Annotated in this window: 22 protein-coding genes, 1 tRNA gene, 1 other RNA gene, 1 pseudogene and 1 other annotated feature; of the genes and pseudogenes, 4 read left to right on the top strand and 21 right to left on the bottom strand. The window is 53.3% G+C overall.

Features of this window, described 5'->3' with window-relative positions; translation table 11 throughout:
- Nucleotides 1-91 precede the first annotated feature (91 nt).
- The 12 genes and pseudogenes from rplL to EKN00_RS10045 form a co-directional block, all read right to left on the bottom strand.
- Nucleotides 92-460 (bottom strand): 50S ribosomal protein L7/L12, encoded by a 369-nt coding sequence (gene rplL, locus EKN00_RS10100; protein ID WP_127850116.1) that lies wholly within the window; start codon nt 458-460, stop codon nt 92-94.
- A gap of 65 nt (nt 461-525) precedes the next feature.
- Complete coding sequence (gene rplJ, locus EKN00_RS10095) at nt 526-1,029, bottom strand: 50S ribosomal protein L10 (protein WP_127850115.1); 504 nt, start codon at nt 1,027-1,029, stop codon at nt 526-528.
- 32 nt (nt 1,030-1,061) lie between these two features.
- Nucleotides 1,062-1,183, bottom strand: a sequence feature (ribosomal protein L10 leader region).
- A 208-nt stretch (nt 1,184-1,391) separates the two neighbouring features.
- Nucleotides 1,392-1,940, bottom strand: coding sequence for a hypothetical protein (locus EKN00_RS10090; protein WP_127850114.1), 549 nt, complete (start codon nt 1,938-1,940; stop codon nt 1,392-1,394).
- Nucleotides 1,941-2,123: 183 nt separating this feature from the next.
- Nucleotides 2,124-2,600, bottom strand: a complete 477-nt coding sequence (locus tag EKN00_RS10085; protein ID WP_127850113.1) for a GNAT family N-acetyltransferase — start codon at nt 2,598-2,600, stop codon at nt 2,124-2,126.
- Nucleotides 2,601-3,009: 409 nt separating this feature from the next.
- Nucleotides 3,010-3,159: a 50S ribosomal protein L33 gene (gene rpmG / locus EKN00_RS10080; RefSeq protein WP_054677634.1), complete on the bottom strand. Its 150-nt coding sequence runs from the start codon at nt 3,157-3,159 to the stop codon at nt 3,010-3,012.
- An 88-nt stretch (nt 3,160-3,247) separates the two neighbouring features.
- Entirely contained in the window at nt 3,248-4,105 is an 858-nt protein-coding gene (locus EKN00_RS10075) for an RluA family pseudouridine synthase (protein WP_127850112.1), read from the bottom strand.
- A gap of 91 nt (nt 4,106-4,196) precedes the next feature.
- Nucleotides 4,197-4,293, bottom strand: an RNA gene (ffs, locus tag EKN00_RS10070) — signal recognition particle sRNA small type.
- 270 nt (nt 4,294-4,563) lie between these two features.
- Nucleotides 4,564-5,049: pseudogene (gene tadA, locus EKN00_RS10065) on the bottom strand (tRNA adenosine(34) deaminase TadA); the annotation flags it as partial.
- Between the two features lie 27 nt (nt 5,050-5,076).
- Nucleotides 5,077-5,676 carry a class I SAM-dependent methyltransferase gene (locus EKN00_RS10060; RefSeq protein ID WP_127850111.1) on the bottom strand — a complete coding sequence of 200 codons (600 nt, stop codon included), beginning with the start codon at nt 5,674-5,676 and terminating at the stop codon, nt 5,077-5,079.
- Nucleotides 5,677-5,989: 313 nt separating this feature from the next.
- A complete protein-coding gene (locus tag EKN00_RS10055) occupies nt 5,990-6,892 on the bottom strand; it encodes a glycine betaine ABC transporter substrate-binding protein (RefSeq protein WP_127850110.1) in 903 nt (300 codons plus the stop codon).
- Nucleotides 6,893-6,894: 2 nt separating this feature from the next.
- The gene (locus EKN00_RS10050) at nt 6,895-7,755 is read right to left on the bottom strand and encodes an ABC transporter permease (protein WP_127850109.1); all 861 of its coding nucleotides are present in this window, start codon (nt 7,753-7,755) and stop codon (nt 6,895-6,897) included.
- Nucleotides 7,748-8,953, bottom strand: a complete 1,206-nt coding sequence (locus EKN00_RS10045; RefSeq protein ID WP_127850108.1) for a quaternary amine ABC transporter ATP-binding protein — start codon at nt 8,951-8,953, stop codon at nt 7,748-7,750. Before EKN00_RS10045 ends, EKN00_RS10050 begins: the two co-directional genes overlap by 8 nt.
- A 373-nt stretch (nt 8,954-9,326) precedes the next feature.
- Between EKN00_RS10045 and EKN00_RS10040 the strand changes: the two genes are divergently transcribed.
- Entirely contained in the window at nt 9,327-10,544 is a 1,218-nt protein-coding gene (locus EKN00_RS10040) for an MFS transporter (protein ID WP_127850107.1), read from the top strand.
- Between the two features lie 170 nt (nt 10,545-10,714).
- On the opposite strand, the gene EKN00_RS10035 is transcribed toward EKN00_RS10040, so the two are convergent.
- Nucleotides 10,715-10,787, bottom strand: a tRNA-Val gene (locus EKN00_RS10035).
- An 82-nt stretch (nt 10,788-10,869) separates the two neighbouring features.
- Complete coding sequence (locus EKN00_RS10030; protein WP_241559496.1) at nt 10,870-12,027, bottom strand: ArgE/DapE family deacylase; 1,158 nt, start codon at nt 12,025-12,027, stop codon at nt 10,870-10,872.
- 566 nt (nt 12,028-12,593) lie between these two features.
- Between EKN00_RS10030 and EKN00_RS10025 the strand changes: the two genes are divergently transcribed.
- On the top strand, nt 12,594-12,944 hold the full coding sequence (locus EKN00_RS10025; protein ID WP_127850106.1) for a hypothetical protein: 351 nt from the start codon (nt 12,594-12,596) through the stop codon (nt 12,942-12,944).
- Between the two features lie 230 nt (nt 12,945-13,174).
- On the opposite strand, the gene EKN00_RS10020 is transcribed toward EKN00_RS10025, so the two are convergent.
- The 3 genes from EKN00_RS10020 to EKN00_RS10010 form a co-directional block, all read right to left on the bottom strand.
- Nucleotides 13,175-14,614, bottom strand: a complete 1,440-nt coding sequence (locus EKN00_RS10020; protein WP_127850105.1) for a 6-phospho-beta-glucosidase — start codon at nt 14,612-14,614, stop codon at nt 13,175-13,177.
- An 84-nt stretch (nt 14,615-14,698) separates the two neighbouring features.
- Entirely contained in the window at nt 14,699-15,031 is a 333-nt protein-coding gene (locus EKN00_RS10015; RefSeq protein ID WP_127850104.1) for a PTS lactose/cellobiose transporter subunit IIA, read from the bottom strand.
- 102 nt (nt 15,032-15,133) lie between these two features.
- On the bottom strand, nt 15,134-15,454 hold the full coding sequence (locus EKN00_RS10010; protein ID WP_127850103.1) for a PTS sugar transporter subunit IIB: 321 nt from the start codon (nt 15,452-15,454) through the stop codon (nt 15,134-15,136).
- Nucleotides 15,455-15,786: 332 nt separating this feature from the next.
- On the opposite strand from EKN00_RS10010, the gene EKN00_RS10005 reads away from it, so the two are divergent.
- The gene (locus EKN00_RS10005; protein WP_127850102.1) at nt 15,787-16,494 is read left to right on the top strand and encodes a GntR family transcriptional regulator; all 708 of its coding nucleotides are present in this window, start codon (nt 15,787-15,789) and stop codon (nt 16,492-16,494) included.
- A gap of 224 nt (nt 16,495-16,718) precedes the next feature.
- Here the strand turns inward: EKN00_RS10005 and EKN00_RS10000 are convergent, their stop codons facing one another.
- From EKN00_RS10000 to EKN00_RS09985, 4 genes are all read right to left on the bottom strand, one after another.
- The gene (locus EKN00_RS10000; RefSeq protein WP_127850101.1) at nt 16,719-17,435 is read right to left on the bottom strand and encodes a GntR family transcriptional regulator; all 717 of its coding nucleotides are present in this window, start codon (nt 17,433-17,435) and stop codon (nt 16,719-16,721) included.
- 756 nt (nt 17,436-18,191) lie between these two features.
- The gene (locus tag EKN00_RS09995; RefSeq protein WP_127850100.1) at nt 18,192-19,034 is read right to left on the bottom strand and encodes an HAD-IIB family hydrolase; all 843 of its coding nucleotides are present in this window, start codon (nt 19,032-19,034) and stop codon (nt 18,192-18,194) included.
- 143 nt (nt 19,035-19,177) lie between these two features.
- Nucleotides 19,178-20,521 carry a PFL family protein gene (locus tag EKN00_RS09990; RefSeq protein WP_127850099.1) on the bottom strand — a complete coding sequence of 448 codons (1,344 nt, stop codon included), beginning with the start codon at nt 20,519-20,521 and terminating at the stop codon, nt 19,178-19,180.
- 89 nt (nt 20,522-20,610) lie between these two features.
- Complete coding sequence (locus EKN00_RS09985; RefSeq protein ID WP_127850098.1) at nt 20,611-20,877, bottom strand: ACT domain-containing protein; 267 nt, start codon at nt 20,875-20,877, stop codon at nt 20,611-20,613.
- Between the two features lie 313 nt (nt 20,878-21,190).
- On the opposite strand from EKN00_RS09985, the gene EKN00_RS09980 reads away from it, so the two are divergent.
- A complete protein-coding gene (locus EKN00_RS09980; protein WP_127850097.1) occupies nt 21,191-22,564 on the top strand; it encodes a glycoside hydrolase family 1 protein in 1,374 nt (457 codons plus the stop codon).
- The last annotated feature ends 111 nt before the right edge of the window (nt 22,565-22,675 follow it).

Here is a 22,675-nt window from a genome sequence, read left to right as displayed (position 1 = left end):
ATACTGGAGTGAAGCCATTTAGAAATAGACAAAACTTTATATTATTTCATCTGTCAACTTGACAGGGCCTAGTGCAGGTTGTGCAGGGTGATTACTTAAGGGTAACCGTTGCACCAACAGCTTCGAGCTGTTCCTTGATCTTGTTAGCTTCGTCAGCTGCAACATCTTCCTTAACGTTAGAAGGAGCAGCGTCAACAACGCCCTTAGCATCCTTCAAGCCAAGTCCGGTGATAGCACGAACTTCCTTGATAACCTTAACCTTTTCCTGACCTACTTCAGTCAGTTCAACGTTGAAGCTGTCTTTTTCTTCTTCAGCAGCACCTGCTGCTGCGCCTGCTGCTGCTACAGGAGCTGCTGCAGTAACACCAAATTCGTCTTCGATTGCCTTTACGAGGTCGTTCAGTTCAAGAATGGTTGCATCCTTAAGCTGGTCGACAATTGCTTGTGTGTCCAATGCCATGATTGGTTTCCTCCAATTGTATGATTATATTTATTTTGAAACGATGGGACGGAATCAAGCGGCCATTAAGCTGCTGGTTCTTCGCCCTTTTCGGCAACAGCCTTGACTGCGTATGCCACGTTGCGTACTGGTGCCTGCAGAACAGACAGAAGCATGGACAGCATACCGTCGCGGTCTGGCAGACCAGCGAGTTCGTCGATCTGTTCCAGGGATGCGAGCTTGCCCTGGATGAAACCACCCTTAATTTCAAGGGCGTCGAACTGCTTAGCGAACTTCTTCATGATGCGGGCAGGAGCCGTAACATCTTCAGAACCGAACGCAATAGCAGTAGGACCAGAGAAGACATCGTCGAGGCCTTCGTAACCTGCAGCGTCAGCGGCACGGCGGAGGTAAGTGTTCTTGATGACTTCCATCTTGACACCTGCTTCACGCAATTCCTTACGCAGTTCAGTAACTTGGGCAACCGTCAGACCACGGTAGTTAACAACAACAGCGGATTCCGCGTTCTTGAACTGATCCGTGATACCAGCAACGATTTCTGCCTTCTTAGCAATAATTGCTTCACTCATGTGTTTCACCTCCTATTAGATTGTGGTGGAATTTTTTACATAAAAAAACTCCATGTCCACCAAGACATAGAGGTATCATAATCAAATCGATACCACCTCGGCAGGATTATTAAGGCAAAGCCCCCTGAGTCTTAGGTAGAGTTTTTAACACAAGGAGTAGTTTAGCATTGCGCACCTGCCACGTCAACTAAATTATGTAGTTTCCCATTTGCAAGCCACCGCGCGTGTCCTTGTGATGTTTTCTGATTTGGTGCAGCCGGCATGTCAGCAAAGTTGCCAAGACAACAATCGCGCGCCGCAACTAAAAAAGCTCGCGTCAACTGAAACCAATCATCAGTTCACGTAAGCTTTAATCTAACTACTTATAGGGTCTTGTCAATCCGGCCGATGCCGTGTTCAGCATCCTTAACCGTGACGGTGAAGTTGAACTTCTCGAAGATGTGGACAATCTTGGCGAACTTCTCTTTATCAAAGGAGCTAATGTTGCCCTCGATGGTCTTCACACTCAGCTTGTTGGCCAGGTTCAGAAGCGAACGCAGGGCAAGCTGGGCAAGTCCGTAATTCTGGTAGTCGAAGAAGGCCAAGCGACTTTCGCTCCCAAGGGTCTCCAGCACGGTGATGTGCATCGCGTCGTTCCATTCGTTCAGTTCAAAGAGCAACTGCGCCTGGAAATCAGCCTTCGAGTGCCCATACTTATCGATATTCGCGAATGGTGTGTAGACGAAAATTGAACTGGTCTTAACTTTTTGACCGTCCTTTTTAAAGTCAGTATAAACAATGTACTGTGTGACAATTTTGGCACCATCGGCCATTGGCTTGTTCATGCTGGCCAGCACTGTATACTGCTGATCGTCTTCAATCATTTCGAGACGCTTCTTGTACAATTCTGTATATTCTTCTTGCGAAACCATCTGGAAACCCCCGGACTCATTTTCTCATTTACTTACATTCAATTATACCATTAACTCGGCACTTGCGGGGGCGCTTAATTGCGCTTTTCCTCTTGATTACGCGCCACATGGCATTTTTCTTACCGTCATTTTCTGGAAATATTGTGACATTTTGGGTCAAATATACAAATTATTCACTTTTGTCTATTTGGCTGCTGCAAAATCTGTTGCCGTACAGGTGAAGTCCAAAGTTCCCGGCTGCATGGGATTGACGTGCTGTTTAAAGCCCAGGCCCAATAGCAGCTTAATTGACGCAACGTTGTCGGCATAAACACTCGCATGGACGTTCTCGACCTCCGCCGCAAAAGCCCGTCGAAGTACCTGGGCCAGTGCGTCCGTCATGACTCCCCGGTGCCAGTACTCGGGACTGAGCGCGTAACCAAGTTCGCGGTTTGCGAGATCTGGTTCACCCTCAGGCCCGATTTGCCAATACAAATCGATGTTGCCGATGACCGCACCCGTTTCGTCAAGCACCACGACGTACATCTGATCCGTCCCCGTGAAGTTACGGATGCGTGCGAGCACGTCATCTTCATCATGCGGCGGAATCATCGCGGCCGGAACGTACACTTGCGGCATGCGTGAATAAGCACAGATTGCAGCGGCGTCATCATTCGTCATTTGTCGGATTGAAACTCCCAAAGCGCAATCACCCACCTATTCTTTTTGCGCCGGCGAAAAGTTGTTTCCGCCAGCCACCCTCTAATGTAACAGAAACTTTCGTAAAATTACACCGCTTATTTCTTCATCTACAATTAGCCTGACCTAATTATTGATGGCAACTGCGCGCCACTGCTAACTTCTGTGTGTGCTTTGTGCACGGATGCGCCTTTATGCCGGTTTATTAGCGCTATGAACCGTTATCATTGTTTACCTTGCGCACAATTGACCGTTCGCGCACGCACTGCCAGTTAGGTAAAAAATTTGATGATCCACGCAAAATCGCCCGCGGCCAGTCGACCAACAGCGGTCCACGGGCAAAATAAATAGGACAACCCACCGCAAACGGTGTGCTGCCCTATATTATTAACTACTTAACTTCGGTGAATACTACGCGCTTGCGCAGCTTTGGGGAGTACTTCTTCAGCTGAAGCTTGTCAGGAGTATTCCGCTTGTTCTTGGAAGTCAGGTAGATACGTTCGCCGGTTTCGGCGCATGCAAGCAAAATGTTGTTACGCATCTAATCACCCCACTTTCTATTCAGTAACCAGTTTAGTTTACAATACCCGTAGCGAAAGTCAAGTAGTTGCTCATAATTCCGCCTGCAATCACACAACCGCCCAGAACTTGGGCCAGGGCAAGCTCACCTTGATTTGTTCACCGGTAAACGGATCGGCGAATTCTAGCCGCGCCGCAATCAGTGCCTGACCGGTTAAGCGGTCGGTTGGGCCTCCATAAAGTGCATCCCCAACCAGTGGGTGCAAAATGCTGGCCATGTGCACCCGAATCTGGTGCGTGCGGCCCGTAAGCAGGTGCAATTCAACCAGCGTCGTTTGCTGGCCGCGCCGCACAACTTTGTAATTGGTGCGGGCAATTTTCCCGTCGGCGCGCACTTCCTGGTGAATACCATCGGGTGCGGCCCCGAGTGGCTTGATGATTGCCCCGCTGGTTTCGGGCAACACCCCGCTCACCAGCGCTAGGTAGTACTTGTCCAACTTGGCAGCTGGGCCCAGTTGATCAAGCCGTCCCTGGGCGAAGGCGTGCTTGGCAATCAGCACCAGGCCAACGGTATCCCGGTCCAGCCGCGTGATGATTGCTGGCTGGGCACCGGCAAAACCCGCATCCACCAGGTAACCGGCCGCCCGGTTCAACAGGCTGTCTTCCGGGTTCGCGGGACCGGGGACGCTGCTGAGCCCGGCTGGCTTATTCACCACCAGCCAGTTGGCATTCTCGAACACAACGTCGAGATGCCCGGATGACGGGGTGACCGCCTTATCCTGAATCAGCGTAAACGTCACGGATTGCCCGGGGTGCACGGTGACGTTGCCGGTTTTTTTACCCTCGAGCTTGATGCTGCCGCTGTCCAACAGACGCTTAAACAGGCGGTGCGATACGCCAAAATCGGCAAGCAGGCGCTTAACGGTCGTTTCTTTTGTCGCTGACGTGCTGAAAGTGAAATTCTGCATCTGCTTACTCCCCTTTACGCGTGTAATCCACGGCCTACTCTAGCTGATTTTTGGGCAAAAGAAAAGGCCGCCGAGAACGGCGACCAGCTTAATATTCAAAACAAAAGGCACATGTTGCATCAACCTTAGTGCTGCTTCCTTCCGGACCTGACACAATTCGGAAGCGCCACATTGCCTTAGGGCCTTTCGGCAAGATTAATTATACACGGGCAGGACTTGTTTGTCACGCTTTACAGCTCCAAAGGCGTTCGGCCTGGGCAAACACTCGGTAATGCCGGTTGCTACTTAATCTCTGGTTGCGTGCCGTTTGCGATTCGCGCCGCTTCTTCCTTGGCCAGCGCCTCAAGTGCCGCTTGCCCCTTCAGCTCGGGTGCCGGGGCAACCTGTTCAAGCTTCGGGTCGATGTCTTCATCCTCATCGATATCAACTGGTGCCACGTCCTTGGCGCCAGCCGCGGCCGCTTCCTTGGCCGCCTTGCGCTTGGCGCGGATTCCGCGGAAGAAGTCCTGCAGGAGCGCCGCGCTCTGGTCGGCCATGACGCCACCGATTGACCCCACCTGGTGGTTAAACCGCGAGTCCGTCAGCAGATTAACGATGGAACCGGCCGCACCGGCTTTCGGGTCGGCTGCGCCCCAGTAGCAGTTCGCGATGCGGCTGTTAATCATCGCACCGGCACACATTGGGCACGGCTCAAGGGTGACGAACAACTCGCAGTCTTCCAGCCGCCACGTGTGTTCAACGAGGCAGGCCTCCTCAATCGCCAAGATTTCGGCGTGGTGCATCCCGTTTTGGCTGTGCTCACGCATGTTGTGGCCCCGCGCAATGATTTTGCCATCGTGCACAATCACCGCACCAATGGGCACCTCACCAATAATCTTCGCGTCACGCGCCTCACGCAGCGCGGCCTTCATGTACTGATTAACTTCTTCTTCCGTTGCAAGCATCATCATCCCACCGTTCCGTCAAAATCATTACTTCTCCGCGTGCAAAATGTAGTAACCCGCGTCTTTACGCAGCACATCAACATTGCCAAATGTCTGGTCCAGCAGCTTCTTCGCGCTCGGGGCGCCCTGCTTTTTTTGCAAAACAACGAATACTTCCCCGCCATCAACTAGGTGAGCAAACGCGCCGCTGATAATCGCGCTCACGACGCTCTTACCCGCCCGCACTGGTGGGTTCGTCACGATGAACCCGAACTGACCGTCGATATTGTCGTAAGCAGACGATTCAACAATCTTGGTCTGGGCCTGAACCCCATTGGCCTCCGCGTTGCGCTCAGCCAATGCCATTGCGCGTTTGTTCACGTCACTCATCACGACGTTGCGGCCCAGCGCCTTGGCCAGGGTGATGCCGATTGGGCCATAGCCGCAGCCAACGTCGAGCAAGTCACCGGCTGGCAGGTGCGGCTGGTCAAGTACCGTTTCAATCAGCACGCGACTACCATAATCAATGGTGTGCTTGGAAAAAACACCGTTGTCCGTGGTGAAGCGCAAATTATGACCGCCAAGCTCAAAGTCAAATGTGTGCTCGTTGTGTTCCAAATCTGGATCGTTCGTATAGTAGTGATTCATGGCTGCACCCTTCCGTATAATTATCTATCCCGTATTGTAGCATAAAGGGATTGCGCCTCGCTGCTCAAAGCAAAATCGAATGGCCGGCTGCCCCCTCAAGCGGCCGCAGACGCAACGCAAAAGTGGCGTCAGTGCGCTAACGACACAGGACATATATAAAAATATGCGCATGAGGGCCTCCTCTTTGCGCATATTTTTATATATGTCCTGTATCAAATGAGCAAAAACGCGACTTTTGCGTTTTGCAGCCACTCAGACACCGAATCCGCGACGGCGATGGCACCTGGCAGCATCATCGCAAAGACGGCACACATCAGCGCAGGTCGTTGATTGAGTCAATATCACGCATGTACTTTGGCACCGCCAGCCCCACTTGGGCACCACGCAGATTAACGCCGAGATCCACGACCTGGCTGCGGTAATCGTGATAGTACTTGCTCGATGTGTTCGGTAGCCAAGCACAAGTCATCGCGTCGGCGGCCTTGGTCGCAATTGACGCCCACATCGGTTGCATCTCCATCGACTGCAGGACCACCTTGTAGCCAACCTTGCGCAGCAGCGCGGCCGCCACGTTACTCGAAGCAATTTCGGAATCCCACGCCACGTACGTCATTTTAAGTTTGCGCCCGTGGACCCGCGGCACGCCGCTCAGCCATTGCTGCACCTGCTTGGGGTGCCGTGCTAGCCACTTGTCGGCCGCCTTTGCGGGACTGGCGCCCTTATTCACGCGCATCATCACGTCCGACATCTGGGCCGGCGTCCAGTAGAAGCGGTCCAGAACCGTATAGGCGCTAGGCTCATCCGCCCGCAATCCCTGACGGCAAATCGTGTGAATGTCTTCTTCGCTTCCATAAACGTTCTTGGGGTCCTTCAGGAATTTCAAATCATACTTGGTAAACATCCAGTGCGGCTGCCACCCGGTCACCACAATCGGCTGCCGGTTAGCAATCATGCGCCCGAGCTGCGCCGTCATCGCCGCCGTGGAGCTGGCCTGCAGCTGCCAGTTACGCTCGGTCAGGCCGTATTGCTTGAGCACCCGCTCGGTCGCCGCCATTTCCCCCGAACCCGCATCGATTCCGGTGATGGTGTAGTTGATTTGCCGACCCAGCGGCTTGTCCGGGTCGTACGGCGCCACGCCGGTGTTGCAGCCGGCCATCAGTGGCAACAAGAGCAATAGCACGACGGCCACCCCACAGATTTTTTGCCAGGTGTGCATGGTTACACCTCCTTGTGGTTGCTCGTCGCCTGGGTGATACGGTCGAGGATGATGGCGATAATCACAATCGCAAGGCCGGCGGTAAACCCGTTGCCGGCATCGTTGCGGCCCACCGCAAAGTAGACCTTTTCGCCCAGTCCCATCGCGCCAATCATCGACGCCGTCACAACCATCGACAGCGCGAGCATCATGGTCTGGTTGACCCCGGCCATCACGGACTTGCGGGCCAGCGGTAGTTGCACCTTGATGAGCTTCTGCCACGCCGTTGAGCCGTACGCGTCAGCGGCTTCGATTAAATCTGCTGGCACCTCCCTGATGCCCAGATTAGTCATGCGCACCACCGGCGGCATGGCAAAAATCAGCGCTGAAATCACACCCGGCACCGTGCCAATCCCAAAAAGTGCAACCGCCGGAATCAGGTAGACAAACGCCGGCATGGTCTGCATGAAATCAAGCACCGGTTTGACGATTGCCTGCACCAGGTCGCTTTTGGCCATCCAGACGCCAAGGGGAATCCCGAGCACTAGGGCAATTGCACTGGCGGTCAAAACCAGCGCCACCGTCTGGGTCATGTCCCGCCAGTAACCCAGGTTCCAAATCAGTAGCAGGCCGGCCACCTCAAAGATGATGAGGCTCAGGTGCAACCCCTTCTTCCGCAGCAGCAGCCACGTTAGCGCCGGCACCAGCACAATCATTAGCGGAATTGGAACCACGTCAAACAACCACTGAATTGCACCATTAATGCCCGCAATGCAGCTCGTGATGAAGTTGAAAAACGCGTGCAGGCTGGTCAGCCACTCAACCAAATCGTCAATCCACTGCGCAATTGGCAAGGGGGCAATTTTCACGGCCAGATTAAGCATTGCTCGGCACCTCCCTTCTAGCCATGGCGGCAAAGACGGCACCACGAATAACGACGCCCCGCAACCGCTCATGCTCGTCAAGCACCGCAATTGGCAGCGCCGTCTGGGCAAACTGGGCCAACAGCTGGTTCAGCGGCGTGCTTGGCGTAGTCGTTGGCACATCGGTTTGGACAATTGAATCCAGACGCTGCACGTCATTGCGGTGCTCGTCAATCAGTTTCATCGTGTCGCGTGCGTCAATCATCCCCAGCAGCTGCCGGTCAGCGTTCACCACCAGCAGCGTAGACACTTGGTTGGCCCGCATCCGGCGCATCGCCACGTACGGACCGTCGCTATCGATATTCACGGTGTAGGCCCGCGTCATGACGGACCCCGCAGTGATGACGCGGGTGCGGTCAACATCCTCGATGAACCGGGCAACATACTCGGTCGCCGGGTGCGTGAGAATGTCTTCGGGCGTGCCGCACTGAACAATCGCCCCGTCGTCCATAATCATGATGTGGTCCCCAATCCGTAGCGCCTCATTCAGGTCATGGCTGATAAAAACGATGGTCTTGTGCAACTCGGCTTGAAGTTCCAGCAGTTCATCCTGCATGTCCTTCCGGTTCAGCGGATCTAGCGCCGAGAACGCCTCGTCCATCAGCAGCACGTCCGCGTCACTGGCTAGGGCCCGCGCTAACCCCACCCGCTGCTGCATCCCCCCAGACAGCTGGTGCGGGTACTCATTCTCATAGCCTTCCAGGCCGACGCGGTTCAGCGCTTTTTGGGCCCGCGCGTTGCGCACTTCCGGCTTTTCCCCGCGCACCTCCAGGCCGTACGCCGCATTCGCCAGGACGGTGCGATTGGGGAAAAGTGCGAAGTTCTGAAACACCATCGCAATCTTCTCACGGCGCACCCTGAGCAGCGCGTCCCGCCCTAGTTTGGCAATGTCCTCACCATCGAGCAGCACGCTGCCACTGGTGGGTTCAATCAACCGGTTCAGCATGCGAATCAGCGTCGACTTCCCGGAACCGGACAGCCCCATGATGACAAAGATTTCGCCGTCCTCCACGCTGAAATTGGCATCTCGTACGCCGATGGTTGCGCCGGTTGCACGCAAAATCTCCTTCTTGCTCTTACCCGCGGCCAGCATTTCGCGCACCTGCTTCACGTGACCACCAAAAATTTTGGTTAGATTCCTCGCTTCGATTTTCTGCATTTGAAGCCTCGATTGTTGACGTGTGCCACCACGTCAACCGGCACTGTTGCTACTTCTCCGCCATTACCATCGCATGCTGCAATAACGTCGTCAATTTTGCGGGCCGCCAGCCACTGGTCTTGTATAGGCAGTGTATATTCATCAGGCGTGAAGCGGCCAGCGCTGCCCAGCCGTGGGCACTGCAACTGCATATTTATTGCTACAAATATGGTGAGTAACTGTCCGGTGTTTTGCAGTGCACATTTTGGTTGGCATGACGTCATGGTTTTTGCGGGGAAAATGGCGAATGCGGAAATATTTAAAAAAATCCGCCCAGTTCACCCCCAAGTTGCGTGAAGTCGGGTATAATTTTTCAGGATTGGTAGGTATCCCTATGAAAGAATTCATGCAACTCGACCGCAACCTGAAGCTCCGTGCACTGACGGTGTTCCTGGCTGCGCTCCTTAACAGCTCCATCTATCCGAACATGACCATCTATTACACCAAGTATTTCGGCGTCGTCACCACTGGCTTCTTATTGATGATTATTTCGACCATCAGCTTTATCGCCGGGCTGTACGGTGGCCACCTCGCTGACATCCACGGGCGAAAGCCGATTATGCTGACGGGCGGCTTACTCATGACCGCAGGCTACATCCTCGCTGCGAGCGTCAACAGCCCCGTCTTGCACATTCCGCAGCTAACCTTCCTAGCCTTCCTCGTGGCCAGCATCGGGGGCTCACTGGCTGACCCCGCCGAGCAGGCCATGATGATTGACGCGTCCACCCTGGCGAACCGCAAATTTGTGTACGCCCTAATTTACTGGATCATTAACATCTCCGTGATGCTTGGGGCCGCGCTTGGGGGCTGGTTCTTCCGTGATTACCTGTTTGAACTGCTCGTCGGCCTCATCATCGTGTCCGTCTTCAACCTCAGCATCATTCGCTTTGGGATGACGGAAACCATGGCCGAGCAGAGCCAGGCATCCGGTTCTGTCTGGGGTGCCGTGAAATCGTACCTCGGTGTGCTCACTGATCGGCGCTACATGCTGTTTATTCTGGGCTTTGTCCTGATTACGATTGTGACCCGCCAGCCGGATTACTACCTGGCCGCGCACCTCGGCCGTGATTTTATCGAGACCAAAATATTCGGCATCACCATCTACGGGCAGCGCATGCTGTCGCTGGTGACGATTATCAACACGGTCATGATTGTCACCATGATGTCCCTCTTCACCCAGTTGACCCGCAAGTGGAGCCTGGTGAAGGCCAACGCGATTGGCGCCGCGCTGTTCGGCATTGGCTTTGCCCTGTCGTTTGTCACCAACACCATTTTGCCCCTGACAATTAGCGCAATCATCCTCACACTCGGTGAAATGATCAGCGTGCCGGCCAACCAGACGATGCGCGCCGACATGATTAACCCCGCGCGCATCGGTGCATACTCCGGCGCCATTTCCGCCGTTGCCCCGATGGCTTCCATCTTCGCGGGGCTCCTCGTTTCGGCGTCCCACTTCATCGGCAACTACGGGATGGCGGTCATAATGCTAATCTTCGCTGCCATCTCGATTGTCGTCACGAGCAAAGCCACCCGGATGCCGGCCAGCTTCTAAAACGGCAACCCGGCAGCGACGCACCAAAGCCCAATCTGCCAAGTTCAGCGTTAATTGAATGTGTAATAAAAAAACTCGTCACTGGACTGTCCCAATGACGAGTTTTTGATTTACGCATGTTGCCAAAATTGGGCACGAAAAAAACCATCCAGACCTGGATGGCTTCGTGATGGAGGATACAGGGCTCGAACCTGTGACCCTCTGCTTGTAAGGCAGACGCTCTCCCAACTGAGCTAATCCTCCATTGCGCTTTTGAGCATGTATTCATAATACATGCTCGACTAACGCTTGTCCAGAACTAATTTCGCCAGAACCCAACTTTTGTCTAGTACTCGGCAAAAATGTGCTCGTAACTATCAATTGCCTGCGTGAAATCGGCAATTGCAATCGATTCATCGGTCTGGTGGGAGGAATCATTACCCGGACCATACTCGGCCATGTCCATCCCCGGCGTCAGCAGCAGTGCCGCGTCACAGATTCCGGTGCCACCAACCACGGGCGCTTCCGCCAACCCCTGGGCGGTCCGCACCTTCTGAATTGTCTGCACGAGCCGGTTGTCGGATGGGCTCCCCACCGATGGCAAGGTGGAATCAATGCTGAGCGTCAGCGAAACGCCAGGAACCTTACCGCTCGCCTCGGTCACCGCGGCTTCTAGTGCCGCGGTAAACGCCGCGTTGTCGGCCAGTGGTGTCGTGCGAATGTTCCCCCGCAGCGAAGCAGTTTCCGGAATAATATTCACCTGGTTACCACCATTAATGAGCGTAATGCTGTGGGTGGCGTGGCCAAGCATTGGGTCCACCTGGGACGTCAAGGTTTCTGTTTGCACCGCAGCCGCGGCGTTGTAGGCAAATAACCCGGCAATCGCGTTAGCCCCGTCCTCAGGGGTCGACGAATGTGCGGCCTTGCCCGTCGCCGTGACGGTGTAATCAATGATGCCGCGGGTGGTCGGCTCAATCTGCGGGCCACTTGGTTCACAAACAATTAGCCCCGAAAGACCCGCGTTGTAGCCGGCCGCAGCCAGCTGCCGGGCGCCATAATTGTCGACTTCCTCGCCGACTGTCGCAAAGAAATGCAGCTCACTATTGAGCGTGGTGCCGCTAACCAGCAAGTTGTACAGCGCAACAAACGCAGCAACCAGACCCGCCTTCATGTCCGTTGCCCCGCGGCCAAAGAGCGTGCCGTCGACGATTTCCGCGCCAAACGGTGCATGGCTCCACTTAGCGGGATCACCTGCTGCCACAACGTCCATGTGCCCGTCAATTCCCAGCTTGGTGGGTGCATCCTTTGGTCCGGCGACAATAATCAAGTTGTCCCGGCCCGGGGCGTAGGGCAACCTTTCCATCGTTGCGAGCCCGGCGTCAACCAGTGGCTGCATCTTTGCCGCCAGAATATCCGCAACCTTGCTCTCGTCTTTGCCCACCGTTTTGATGCGCATTATCTGCTGGAGTAGTGCGATTGCCTCATCATTTGTTATCTTCTTCATCTATGTACCCCCATGTGTTGCAATGCATCTAGCTTAGCATTTAGTGCATATAAATACAAGCGATACGCATAATCGTGTATATTATTCTCATAATCCATTAAGCAACAAAAAAACTACCCGGTGGAGGTGCCGGGTAGTTAAGGGGTTAACCTCTGCCATGAGCAGAAGCCAAAAATTGGAGTACCAACCATGAAAGTATCGTACCTTCTTTGTCACCTAACAAAGGGATTTGAACAGGTGCTACCTCCTGTCCATATATTAAGCATACAGGGTTGCCCCGCCCTCTTGCAAGCGCCTCCACTAATTTTTTTGTGAAAATCGAAAAATAAGCGGCCGGCACCAAAAAGCGTTGACACCAAACCTTCTGCGGGTGCATACTTAACTTTGCAAATTAAATCGTATATGTATCAAGAGTGCTGCGAGTGGCTACACACTATGACCAGCCGGCAACGTACCGCATCGGCAACGTGCCCCACTGTAGAAGGATGCACAAAGAACAAACCCTGTTTGGTCGTGCATGCAAATGTACGACTTTTTTTGTAAATAAAACAGAGGAGATACACATTATGCTACAAATGATTGATCACAAAATTGTTGAGGTCCTGGACACCAAAGAGGCTATCGATGCCTGGATGGAGCGGGTTCAAGAGGACTTAGGGACCAACTTTACCGAACTAGACGAGCTGCTTTTGGTCCGCAAGTACGCCACACCCGAACAGCTGCAACAAGTGGATGCACTAACGATTGCAAAACTGAACGCCAGCGCCAAGGCCAAGGCTAACGTGAACCCCAATCTCCACTACGGCTACGCATCCTACCTTGGCGACTACTGGCTCCAGGAACTAGCGGATTGCCACCAGTTACCAGCAAGCATCCGCAGGGCAGCATTAGAAGCAATGCGCGGCACGGCAAAGTAAGGCTAGCCGTTGGTAGAAACGTCACCCTAGCGCCTAACTGCTGGCCGCAACCGCGGGCCTTAATCGTCAGGGCGTCCTAACGCAACAACTTCCAGTCACACAAATAGGCAAGCCACTGGTTGCAAGACGTATTCCGTCTAACTGCCAGTGGCTTGCCTATTTCATTCATTCAATTGTTGTTTAGTTCTATGCAGAGCTGAGTTTAGTCTCAACACGTTAGGCCAAAACCGTTACTGCAAATCCGCGCCATTAGAAGCAATCAGGCGCTGGTACCAGAAGTATGAATCCTTCAGCAGCCGCTTCTTGCTGCCCTTGCCGGTGTCATCCTGGTCAACGTAGATCAGGCCGTAACGCTTGGCCATTTCCCCGGTGGACGCCGAAATCAAATCGATTGGGCTCCACATCATGTAACCAATCAGGTCAACCCCGTCGAGCACAACCGCTTTTTCCATCTCGGCGATGTGGCTGCGCAGGTAGTCAATCAGGTAATTGTCGTGAATCTTGCCGTCTTCAACCTTGTCGTAAGCGCCAAAACCGTTCTCGACAATCATCACCGGTTTGTGCCAGCGGTCCTGCATCCAGTTGAGAATCCAGCGCATGCCGACCGGGTCAATCTGCCAGCCCCAATCGCTCTTTGGCAAATATGGGTTACCGACCAGGTCGTTGTGCTCATCGAACTCAACTTCTCCGTCGTCACGCTCAGCCGTGGCAAAGGACATGTAATAGGACATCCCCATGAAGTCCACGGTACCGCGGCGCAGAATGTCAGCATCCGCGGCGCTAACTTTCACGTTGTAGCCCTTTTGCCGCCAGTACTTGCGCAGCCAGGCTGGATACTGTCCAAGCGCCTCAACGTCACCGAAGAAGTACCGGTACTGCATTGCCCGCATGGCTTCCATCTGATCTTCAGGCTTGGCGGTCAGTGGGTAAATTGGCACCATGGCCAGCATGCCCCCGACTTGAAGCTGGGGATCAATCTTCCGTGCGGCAAGCACCGCCCTTGCGCTGGCAACCAGCTCGTTGTGGGACGCCTGGAACATCGCCTCTTCAGCGTTTTCGCCCTCTTTAAGCTTGAGGCCGGAATCCTGGAGCAGGTGGTGGTCAAACCGCCAGTCGGACTGGTTGTCAATCTCGTTGAACGTCATCCAGAAGCGCACCTGCTTGTGGAACCGCTGGAAACACGTGGTTGCAAACCGAACGAACATATCAATCAGTTCGCGGTTCCGCCAGCCGCCGTACTCCTGCACAAGCTTATTGGGCATTTCAAAATGAGACAACGTCACGACGGGCTCAATTCCCTTACTGCGCAGTGTGTTGAACAAATCTTCGTAGTAAGCTAAGCCCTCTTCGTTCGGCTTCAGTTCATCGCCGTTCGGGTAAATCCGCGTCCAGGCAATGGATGTCCGGAATGCGCGCATGCCGAGCTGCTGAAACAAGTCGATATCATCCTTGTAACGGTGGTAAAAATCAATTCCCCAGTGGTTTGGGTAAATCTTGCCGTCTTCCACTTTGTCCGTAACGACCCGCGCAGGATCGGTGCGGCTTGCGGCCATCATCACATCCGCGATGCTGACCCCTTTGCCGCCTTCCTGCCACGCGCCCTCAACTTGGTGCGCAGAAACAGCGCCGCCCCAGAGGAAATCATTTGGTAACTTTAAACCTTTAGTCAAATCAGTTCCCCATTTCTACAAAAAAAGCCGGCGTTAAATAAGCCGGCCCACAATTATTCAAATAAAACTTACTCTCAAAAAGGATTATTTAGCTTGCTGCTGATCCAGCCGCTTGTACAAATCCACAATTTCGCCCGCGAGATCACGGAACGTAATTGCGTTCATCAAGTGGTCCTGGGAGTGCACAGTGAGCAATGTGACTTTCACGTGATTGCCCTGTGCTTCCTGTGTCAGCATCCCCGTCTGAGAATTATGTGCTTCCACCAGGAAATTGTCTGCTTCTTTCAGCTTTGCGTCAGCGGTGTCGAAGTCACCTTTTTTTGCTGCGTAAATTGCCTCAAAGGCAGAACTTTTGGCGTTCCCACCATTCACAATTAAGCCCATGATGGTCTGTAAATCTTGTTCTTCTTCCGCCACGGATATCCGCCCCTTTTTATTTTGCGTACGGCGACTGCCGCCAATGTGGACGATTATGTCCGATATTTAGCCTAAATAGCTAACTTCAATGTGGTGCCGAAGTTATGCTTCCTTCTCGTCGATCAACTTGAGGGCAGCCTTCAGAACCTTTTCACCGTTCATCAGCCCGTAATCTTGCATGTTGATGACGTCAACAGGAATGTCGAGCTTCTTCTTGAGGTCAGCAGCCATGTAGCGAACTTGAGGTCCGAGCATGAGCACGTCTGGGTGCTGCTGTTCAAGCTGGTTGTTGATGTCGTTAGAAGCAGCGGCGAAGATTGTTACGTCCTGGCCATCAGCTTCAGCAGCCTTCTGCATCTTGGTTACCAGCAAACTGGTGGACATACCAGCGTTACATGCCAACATAATTGTTTTTTCAGCCATAATATTTACTCTCTTTCTTATTCGCATCGCTCAGCAAAACGGTTATTCCGGGTAACCGTTTCCATCTCTACGTATTCATCATAATACGTGGGTACAAATTTAGCAAGTGCTTACAAATGATTTTTTTGAAACTCTTGTTAGGGCTTCCCACTCCCTCCCGGCAGTTGCAAAAACGTTACCACGGAAACCGTACCACGATGAGCGAGCCGAAATTTGCCCAGAAAAATGCTATTGTGCAGAATTCACTACACTTTTGGGTTATACTTGGCGTACAATAAATAATGACAAATAACGACTTGACGTTAAAGACAATAAAATGGACGGTGAAATCCTTGTACCACAACATTGCAGAAGACATTATCGCCAAAATAAATAACGGTGTGTTTGACACAAAATTGCCGACAGAGCAGGCGCTCATGCAGCAATACGACGTCAGCCGCAACACGATCCGTCGCGCCATTGATGTGGTGTACCAGCGTGGTCTCCTGCGCCGGGTACAGGGATCCGGTTACTACATTAACCAGCTGCCCAGTTCCTCGAAGGCCATCTTGAACCTGTCACTTGGCACCGGTGAACCAATGCACAGCCCGGAATTCCACCTGACATCCCACGTGGTGACCTTCGATAAAATCCTGGCGCCCCACCACCTGGCCCGCCTCATGAATGTCGTCGACGGCACCGAGATGTACCGTGTCGTCCGGCTGCGCTTTTTGGACGACGTTGAATACTCACTCGAAAGTTCGTACTATCTAACCAGCGTCGTGCCGGTTCTGACGGTTGATGCCGTCAACAACTCGATTTTCGCCTTCCTGCGCGAAACGTACGGAATTAAGACGAGTAGCAGTGAGGACTACATCAGCCTGGAAGCCCTCGGCCCAGACCAGTCCTCCCTGCTCGGCAAAGAAGTCGGCGACGAGGTAATGGCGCTCAGTCAGTTGAACTACTACGGTAACAACACGCTGTTCAACTACTCCACGACCTTCTTCGTTTACCCAGATCTTCGCTTCTACGTCCACTCCTCGCACCTAAGTAGCAACTAGCGCTGACTTGACGCAGTCCAATTTAGAAATTAATCCAATATGTAGTTACCAAGAACCGCAGTGGGGGCAAATGCTTCTCACTGCGGTTCTTTGTTACTAGCGGTATTCTGGTCCAGCCCGGACTCAGCGGCCAAACCCGCAATGCCGAATCGCCCAAAAACGGCATAAAAAAGCCACCCTCAGAAATGTTGCACCTGAAGCTGGCCGCTACTGCACTATTTTATTTATCGCTTAATCTCAACGTCTGCAACCACTGAGCTGGTCTCGTAAGGGAAGTGCGTGATTGAATACTCAAACGGCTCCCCCTCCTCGGTGTAACTGACCTGCTTAATGGCCAGCACCGGATCGTTCAGCTTGGCCCCAAGCGCCTCGATGTCTTCCTGAGTCGCCTTGATGGCATACACTTTGCGGTGTGATCCCGCAATGTGCATGCCCTTTTCCTCGGCAAGGTGCTTGTAGATTGACCCCTTCAGGACGTCTTCGGTAATGGTGGCAATCTTCGTTGGCATCACGGTGTGCTCGTAAGCGTACACCTGACCGTCAACGTAACGCACACGCCGAATGACGTAAACTGGTTCGCCTGGCCCAATGAGCAGCTGGTCCTGCTCCTTACCCGTTGGCAGGCGGGCATCAAGCCCCAAGACCTTACTGGTTACCTTGCGCCCAGAATAGGTTTCGGTCGTCCCGTATGGTTTTTCGATTGACGCATCCAGTTCATCGTCATGACTGCGAAAATCCTTGCGCAAAAAAGTTCCCGCCCCGCGCCGCGTGTAAACCACGCCTTCCGCAACGAGTGTCTGGATTGCCTTGCGAATCGTCATGCGCGTGGTGTTGAATTCACGTGCAAGTTGTTCCTGATCGGGCAACAACGCCCCTGGTTCATATTTACCACTAGTAAACATCGACTTAAGGTCGGCAGATATTTCTTCGTATTTGTACATAATCTCTCCTCCTGCCTTACACTAATAACCGCGTAAAACACTAGGCTCATTTTGTTAAAGATGACGTCATCCGGCCCGGATTAAACCGTCAATCTTGCTATTTACTTCCCACTTCACTCTTGATTTTACGCTCTTTTAGGCCAATAGCAAACACTAAATATCATTAATGTATATACTTTTTCAAAATAAGTCTTTACACGGAACCGATTATGCGGTTATAATTGTAATCGGATTCAGGGGCGACGTTCACTGCAAGTTGGTAGCGCTGCATAAATAGCTAACGGGCGCGCGGCCCGCAACCGTTAGTCGTTTATCTCCGCACTGGTTGTCGCAACGACTCTTGAACCCATGCAGGGCACGGATTTTCCGTGCACGAAGCAACTCTCTACATTTTCTTAAGGATTTATTCCAAGCACGTCCAGCAATTATGTGTTGTCCCTGCAGTTTTGGTTTCACCTAGAATTCCCCAAGCAGGGTTCTAGGCCAAGCGTTTATCGGCGCGTGCCCCACCTATTCGTCCGGGAACAGGATGTGGCCGCCCGCAGCAGTATGATTTTTTGCACGTTCAAGTAATTGACTTCTGTCGATGACGGAACATGACTTGATTAGTGTATTTCCTTCATTGAAGATTACGTCAATTAATCACCATTGCCCAGAATCACTGTGGTTAATCGACGATGCTTTGCCATTTTATCAACGCAAAAACGTCGGGAACTAAAGCTTACTAGTGGGGTAAGTTTTAGTTCCCGACGTTTTTTATTTTGCCTCAGCTTTGTCAGCACCGCCAATGTCGCCGGTAATCACCCGCAGCAACGTGACCCCGGCGCCATTTTTAGTATTCCGGGGTGCAACAATATGCGCCGCGTCCTTCACCTCGCGCACCGCGTTGCCCATCGCCACCCCGCAGCCGACGCCACGAATCATCGTCAGGTCATTTAATTGGTCCCCGATGCAGAGGCATTCATCCAGGCTGACCCCGGCATCAGCAGCGATGGTCTTCATCCCAAACAGCTTGTCGACGCCGGGTGCTAGGCCCTCAAATAAGAGCGTCTTGGAGCGCGTCATGTTCAGCGGCAATCGCTTGAGCGCCCGCAGCGCCATGCCCAGCGTCACCACGTTGCCGAACGCGGCCTCAAGCGTGAACTTGTAAAACTGAACGTCTGGCCGTTTGAGCAGCTGATCCAATTGCGCCATCGTGCTCACGTGCACATCCCGGTTGAGTTCACCGCCAAGATAATCTCCCGGCGCGTGGGGCGTCACCAGTGCGTGATACAGTTCACTGTAAAAGCGCACGCGCACCCCATACTTCTTGGCCAGGAGGAACACCCTGCGCGCGGTTGTTTTTGCCAGAGGTCGCGCCGCAATTAATTTGTTCTCCTGATTGTACACAAGCGCACCATTTAGGCACATCCGGTAACCCCGTACCTGCAAGTCATCATCGAGCAGTGCCGCCACCCGCGGAATCATCCGCCCGGAGCAGACCGCAAGCAACCGGCCACTTGCAGCCCAGGCGCGGACCGCATTCCGGTTGAATTTAGATACGCGTAGGTGCCGGTCGTACAAGGTGCCGTCCAAATCTAATCCGGCTAATTTAATCATGCTTCTGCCCCCAGCGCTTGTTTTTTCAACTAAATTGTACAACAAGAACTATGTGACAGTTTTAACATTTTTCCAAACCGCCATAAGTATACATAAAGGCGCCCGCCGCGATTTCACCGCAGCGGACGCCTAAAATTAGCATACTAGTTTTTAAACGAGTGAATTGGTGCCGGAATGTGACCACCACGCGCGATGAACTGGCTTGCGTCGCCATCGTTCACCTTCATGATTGGGGCCCGGCCAAACAGACCGCCGAACTCCACGAAATCCCCCACACCTTTACCGGGCACGGGAATTACGCGCACGGCCGTGGTCTTATTGTTAATCATGCCCAGCGCCGCCTCGTCCGCAATCATCCCCGCAATCGTGGTGGCAGGGGTTGCGCCCGGAATGGCCACCATGTCGAGGCCGACCGAGCAGACCGCGGTCATGGCCTCCAGCTTTTCGAGACCAATGTGACCCTTGGCGACGGCGTCAATCATGTTGGCATCCTCACTGACGGGGATGAACGCGCCAGACAAACCGCCAACGCGCTCGGCCGCCATGATGCCACCCTTTTTAACGGCATCGTTCAGCAAGGCCAGCGCCGCGGTGGTGCCATAACTACCGACGTGGCTCAGTCCCATTGTCTCCAAAATCTGGGCAACCGAGTCCCCCACAGCGGGGGTTGGCGCCAGGGACAGGTCGACAATGTTAAACGGAACACCGAGGCGCTCCGCCGCCGTCTTTCCAATCAACTGCCCCATCCGTGACACCTTGAAGGCAGTCTTCTTGATGGTCTCGCAGACCTCTTCAAACGGCGCATCCGGAATCGCCGCGAGCGCACGCTGCACCACCCCGGGGCCGGAAACACCGGTGGAAACGGCGCAGTCGCCCTCCGACACACCCCAGAAGGCCCCCGCCATGAACGGATTATCCTCAACTGCGTTACAAAAGACAACGAGCTTCATCGCGTTTTGCGGCGTTGGGTCAGCGATTTGCTTCACCACTTCGCCCATCAGCTTAACCGCGTCCATGTTCATGCCCGACTTGGTGCTCCCGACATTGACGGATCCGCAAACCCGCTCCGTCGCCGCAAACGCAGCCGGCATACTGCGCATCAGGGCCTCGTCCGCCGCGGTCATGCCACTTTGGACGAGCGCGGTGTAGCCACCAATCAAATCAATCCCGGTGTCTTGAGCGGCCTTGTCCATCGCCTTTGCAATCAAGACAAAATCATACGTCTTATCCCCACCAGCAAGAAGCGCCACCGGGGTCACCGCGACCCGCTTGTTGACGATTGGAATCCCGAATTCGGTCTCAATCTGTTCCGCAACGGGAACCAAGTTCTTCGCCCGCGCCACAATCTTGGCGTACACCGCATCCGCGGTATTCTGCATCGTGTCCCGAACACAGTCGAGCAGTGAAATCCCCATCGTAATGGTCCGAATGTCGAGGTTTTCCTCGCGAATCATCGCGATGGTCTCTTGCATTTGTTGAAGTTCCATAATTCCTCCCGAAAGCATCCTAATCTCGTTGCCGTTGCGTAACAAACTCAGCTGCTGCGGCCAACAAATTAGCCCCAGCGATGCTGTGTTTAAAGTGAGTGCATTGCGCTGAACAGCTCCTCACGCTGCATCTGCACCTCAACCCCGATTGCACTGCCGGCCGTTTGCAGGCGGTCGCGAATCGTCGCAAAGTCCGCCCCATCAGGCAAGGCCGCGCTAATCATCATGGTGAAGTTGCCCTTGAAGATGGATTGCGTAACCTCGAGCACATTGACATTCTCCTTGGCCAATGCCGTGGTGATTGCTGCGATAATTCCCGGGTGATCTTTACCAAGAACAGACACGATTACGTTCATGAATACGTTCCTCGCTTTTCGATTTTGTTACCATTATATCCGGAAAATCACGTAAACACCAACAAAACAATCAGCGCAAGCAGATAGTGTTCAGCTTTTTTGCAAGGTTGCTCCAAGCTGAATGGCACGTAATCCCCCCAACAAGATTTCGACCGGAAACACCGCCAAGGCTTTTTTCCCGCCAGCCGAATTGAACCCGAACACACTGACACAGAATGATAATTTGTATATCTGTTTTTCATAAAAGGCTTAACTTTTAGCCAACTACATGGGATAATGTAATCGTATCCAACATAGATAAGGAGATGGCATCATGGCTAAGGCTTTACCAGAAGGATTCCTCTGGGGCAATTCAACTTCCAGTATGCAAACAGAGGGCGGTTGGAACGAAGGGGGCAAGGGGCTGTCCGTGTACGATGTGCGCCCCGCTACTGCCAATTCGATGGACTGGCATGTCGCCATCGATAACTACCACGATTACGATCAAGATATTCAGTTAATGGCTGACCAGGGCATGAACTGCTACCGATTCCAGATTTCCTGGAGCCGCGTCTGCCCCACCGGTGACGGCCTATTTAATGAGCGCGGCATCAAGTTTTACGATGACCTCATCAACAAGCTGCTCGCACACGGCATCACCCCAATGATTTGTTTGTATCATTTCGACATGCCCCTGGCACTGGCGGAAAAATACAACGGTTTTCTCGACCGCCACGTCGTTGATGCGTTCATCCGTTACGGTAAGGAAATGATTGACCGCTTCAGCGACCGGGTTCCGTACTGGATTACTTTCAACGAGCAGAACCTGTACTCAATGACCAACGTTTGGGATATTTCCGGTTATGATCACGGCGACAAGACCGATGCCGAACTGCTCAAAATCGCCCACCACGTCATGGTTGCACACGTTGGGGTTGCCAACTACCTGCACAAGCACACGGACGCTAAAATCGGCGGCATGCTGGCCTACAGCGAAGTTTACCCTGCCTCTGCCAACCCCCGTGACATTTTATACGCACGCCAAATCGATGAGTTCCTCAACAAGAACCTGCTCGACGTGTTCGTCTACGGTAACTACTCCACCGAGTTCGAGAACTTCATCAAGATTCACCATTTTGACATCGACTACACCGACGCCGACAAGTCTGAATTCGCGGATAACTACAGCGACTACATTGCCTTTAGCTACTACCGGTCTGATGCCATTAACAGCGACAAGGTACCGGTAAACACCATTCCCAACCATTACCTAGATTACGGCCAAGAACCCGTTCCTGGGCTGCAAATTAACGAATGGGGCTGGAACGTTGATCCACTCGGCTTCCGCGACATCCTCACCAAGGTTTACAACCAATACCACCTGCCGATGTTCCCGATTGAAAACGGGATTGGTGTCCGTGAAGAATACAACGGGCGGCAAATTGAGGACGACTACCGAATTGATTACCACCGCCAGCACATCCAGGCGCTTGAAGATGCGGTCTACCAGGACGGCGTCGATGTCTTGGGATACCTCGGCTGGGGCCTGATCGATATTCCTAGTTCATCAGGCAACATGGATAAGCGGTACGGCATGGTTTACGTCAACCGGACCAACCACGATTTGCTCGACATGAAACGTATTCCGAAGAAGTCGTACTACTGGTTCAAGAACGTCATCGCCACTAACGGTGCATCGCTGGATTAACACTGTCCGGCAGAGTCAGAGGTTTTGTACTTGCGTGGTATAGGGGCCGCGCCTGGGCGGGGCCGGTGCGCGTTCCGTGCGGCTGGGATTTTCCGTGCGGCCGGTTGAAGC

It is taken from the genome of Lacticaseibacillus hulanensis (genome assembly GCF_004010095.1).
Classification (GTDB): Bacteria; Bacillota; Bacilli; order Lactobacillales; family Lactobacillaceae; genus Lacticaseibacillus; species Lacticaseibacillus hulanensis.
Note: the sequence above shows the minus strand (reverse complement) of the source record. Positions and strands in the feature narration are given on the sequence as shown.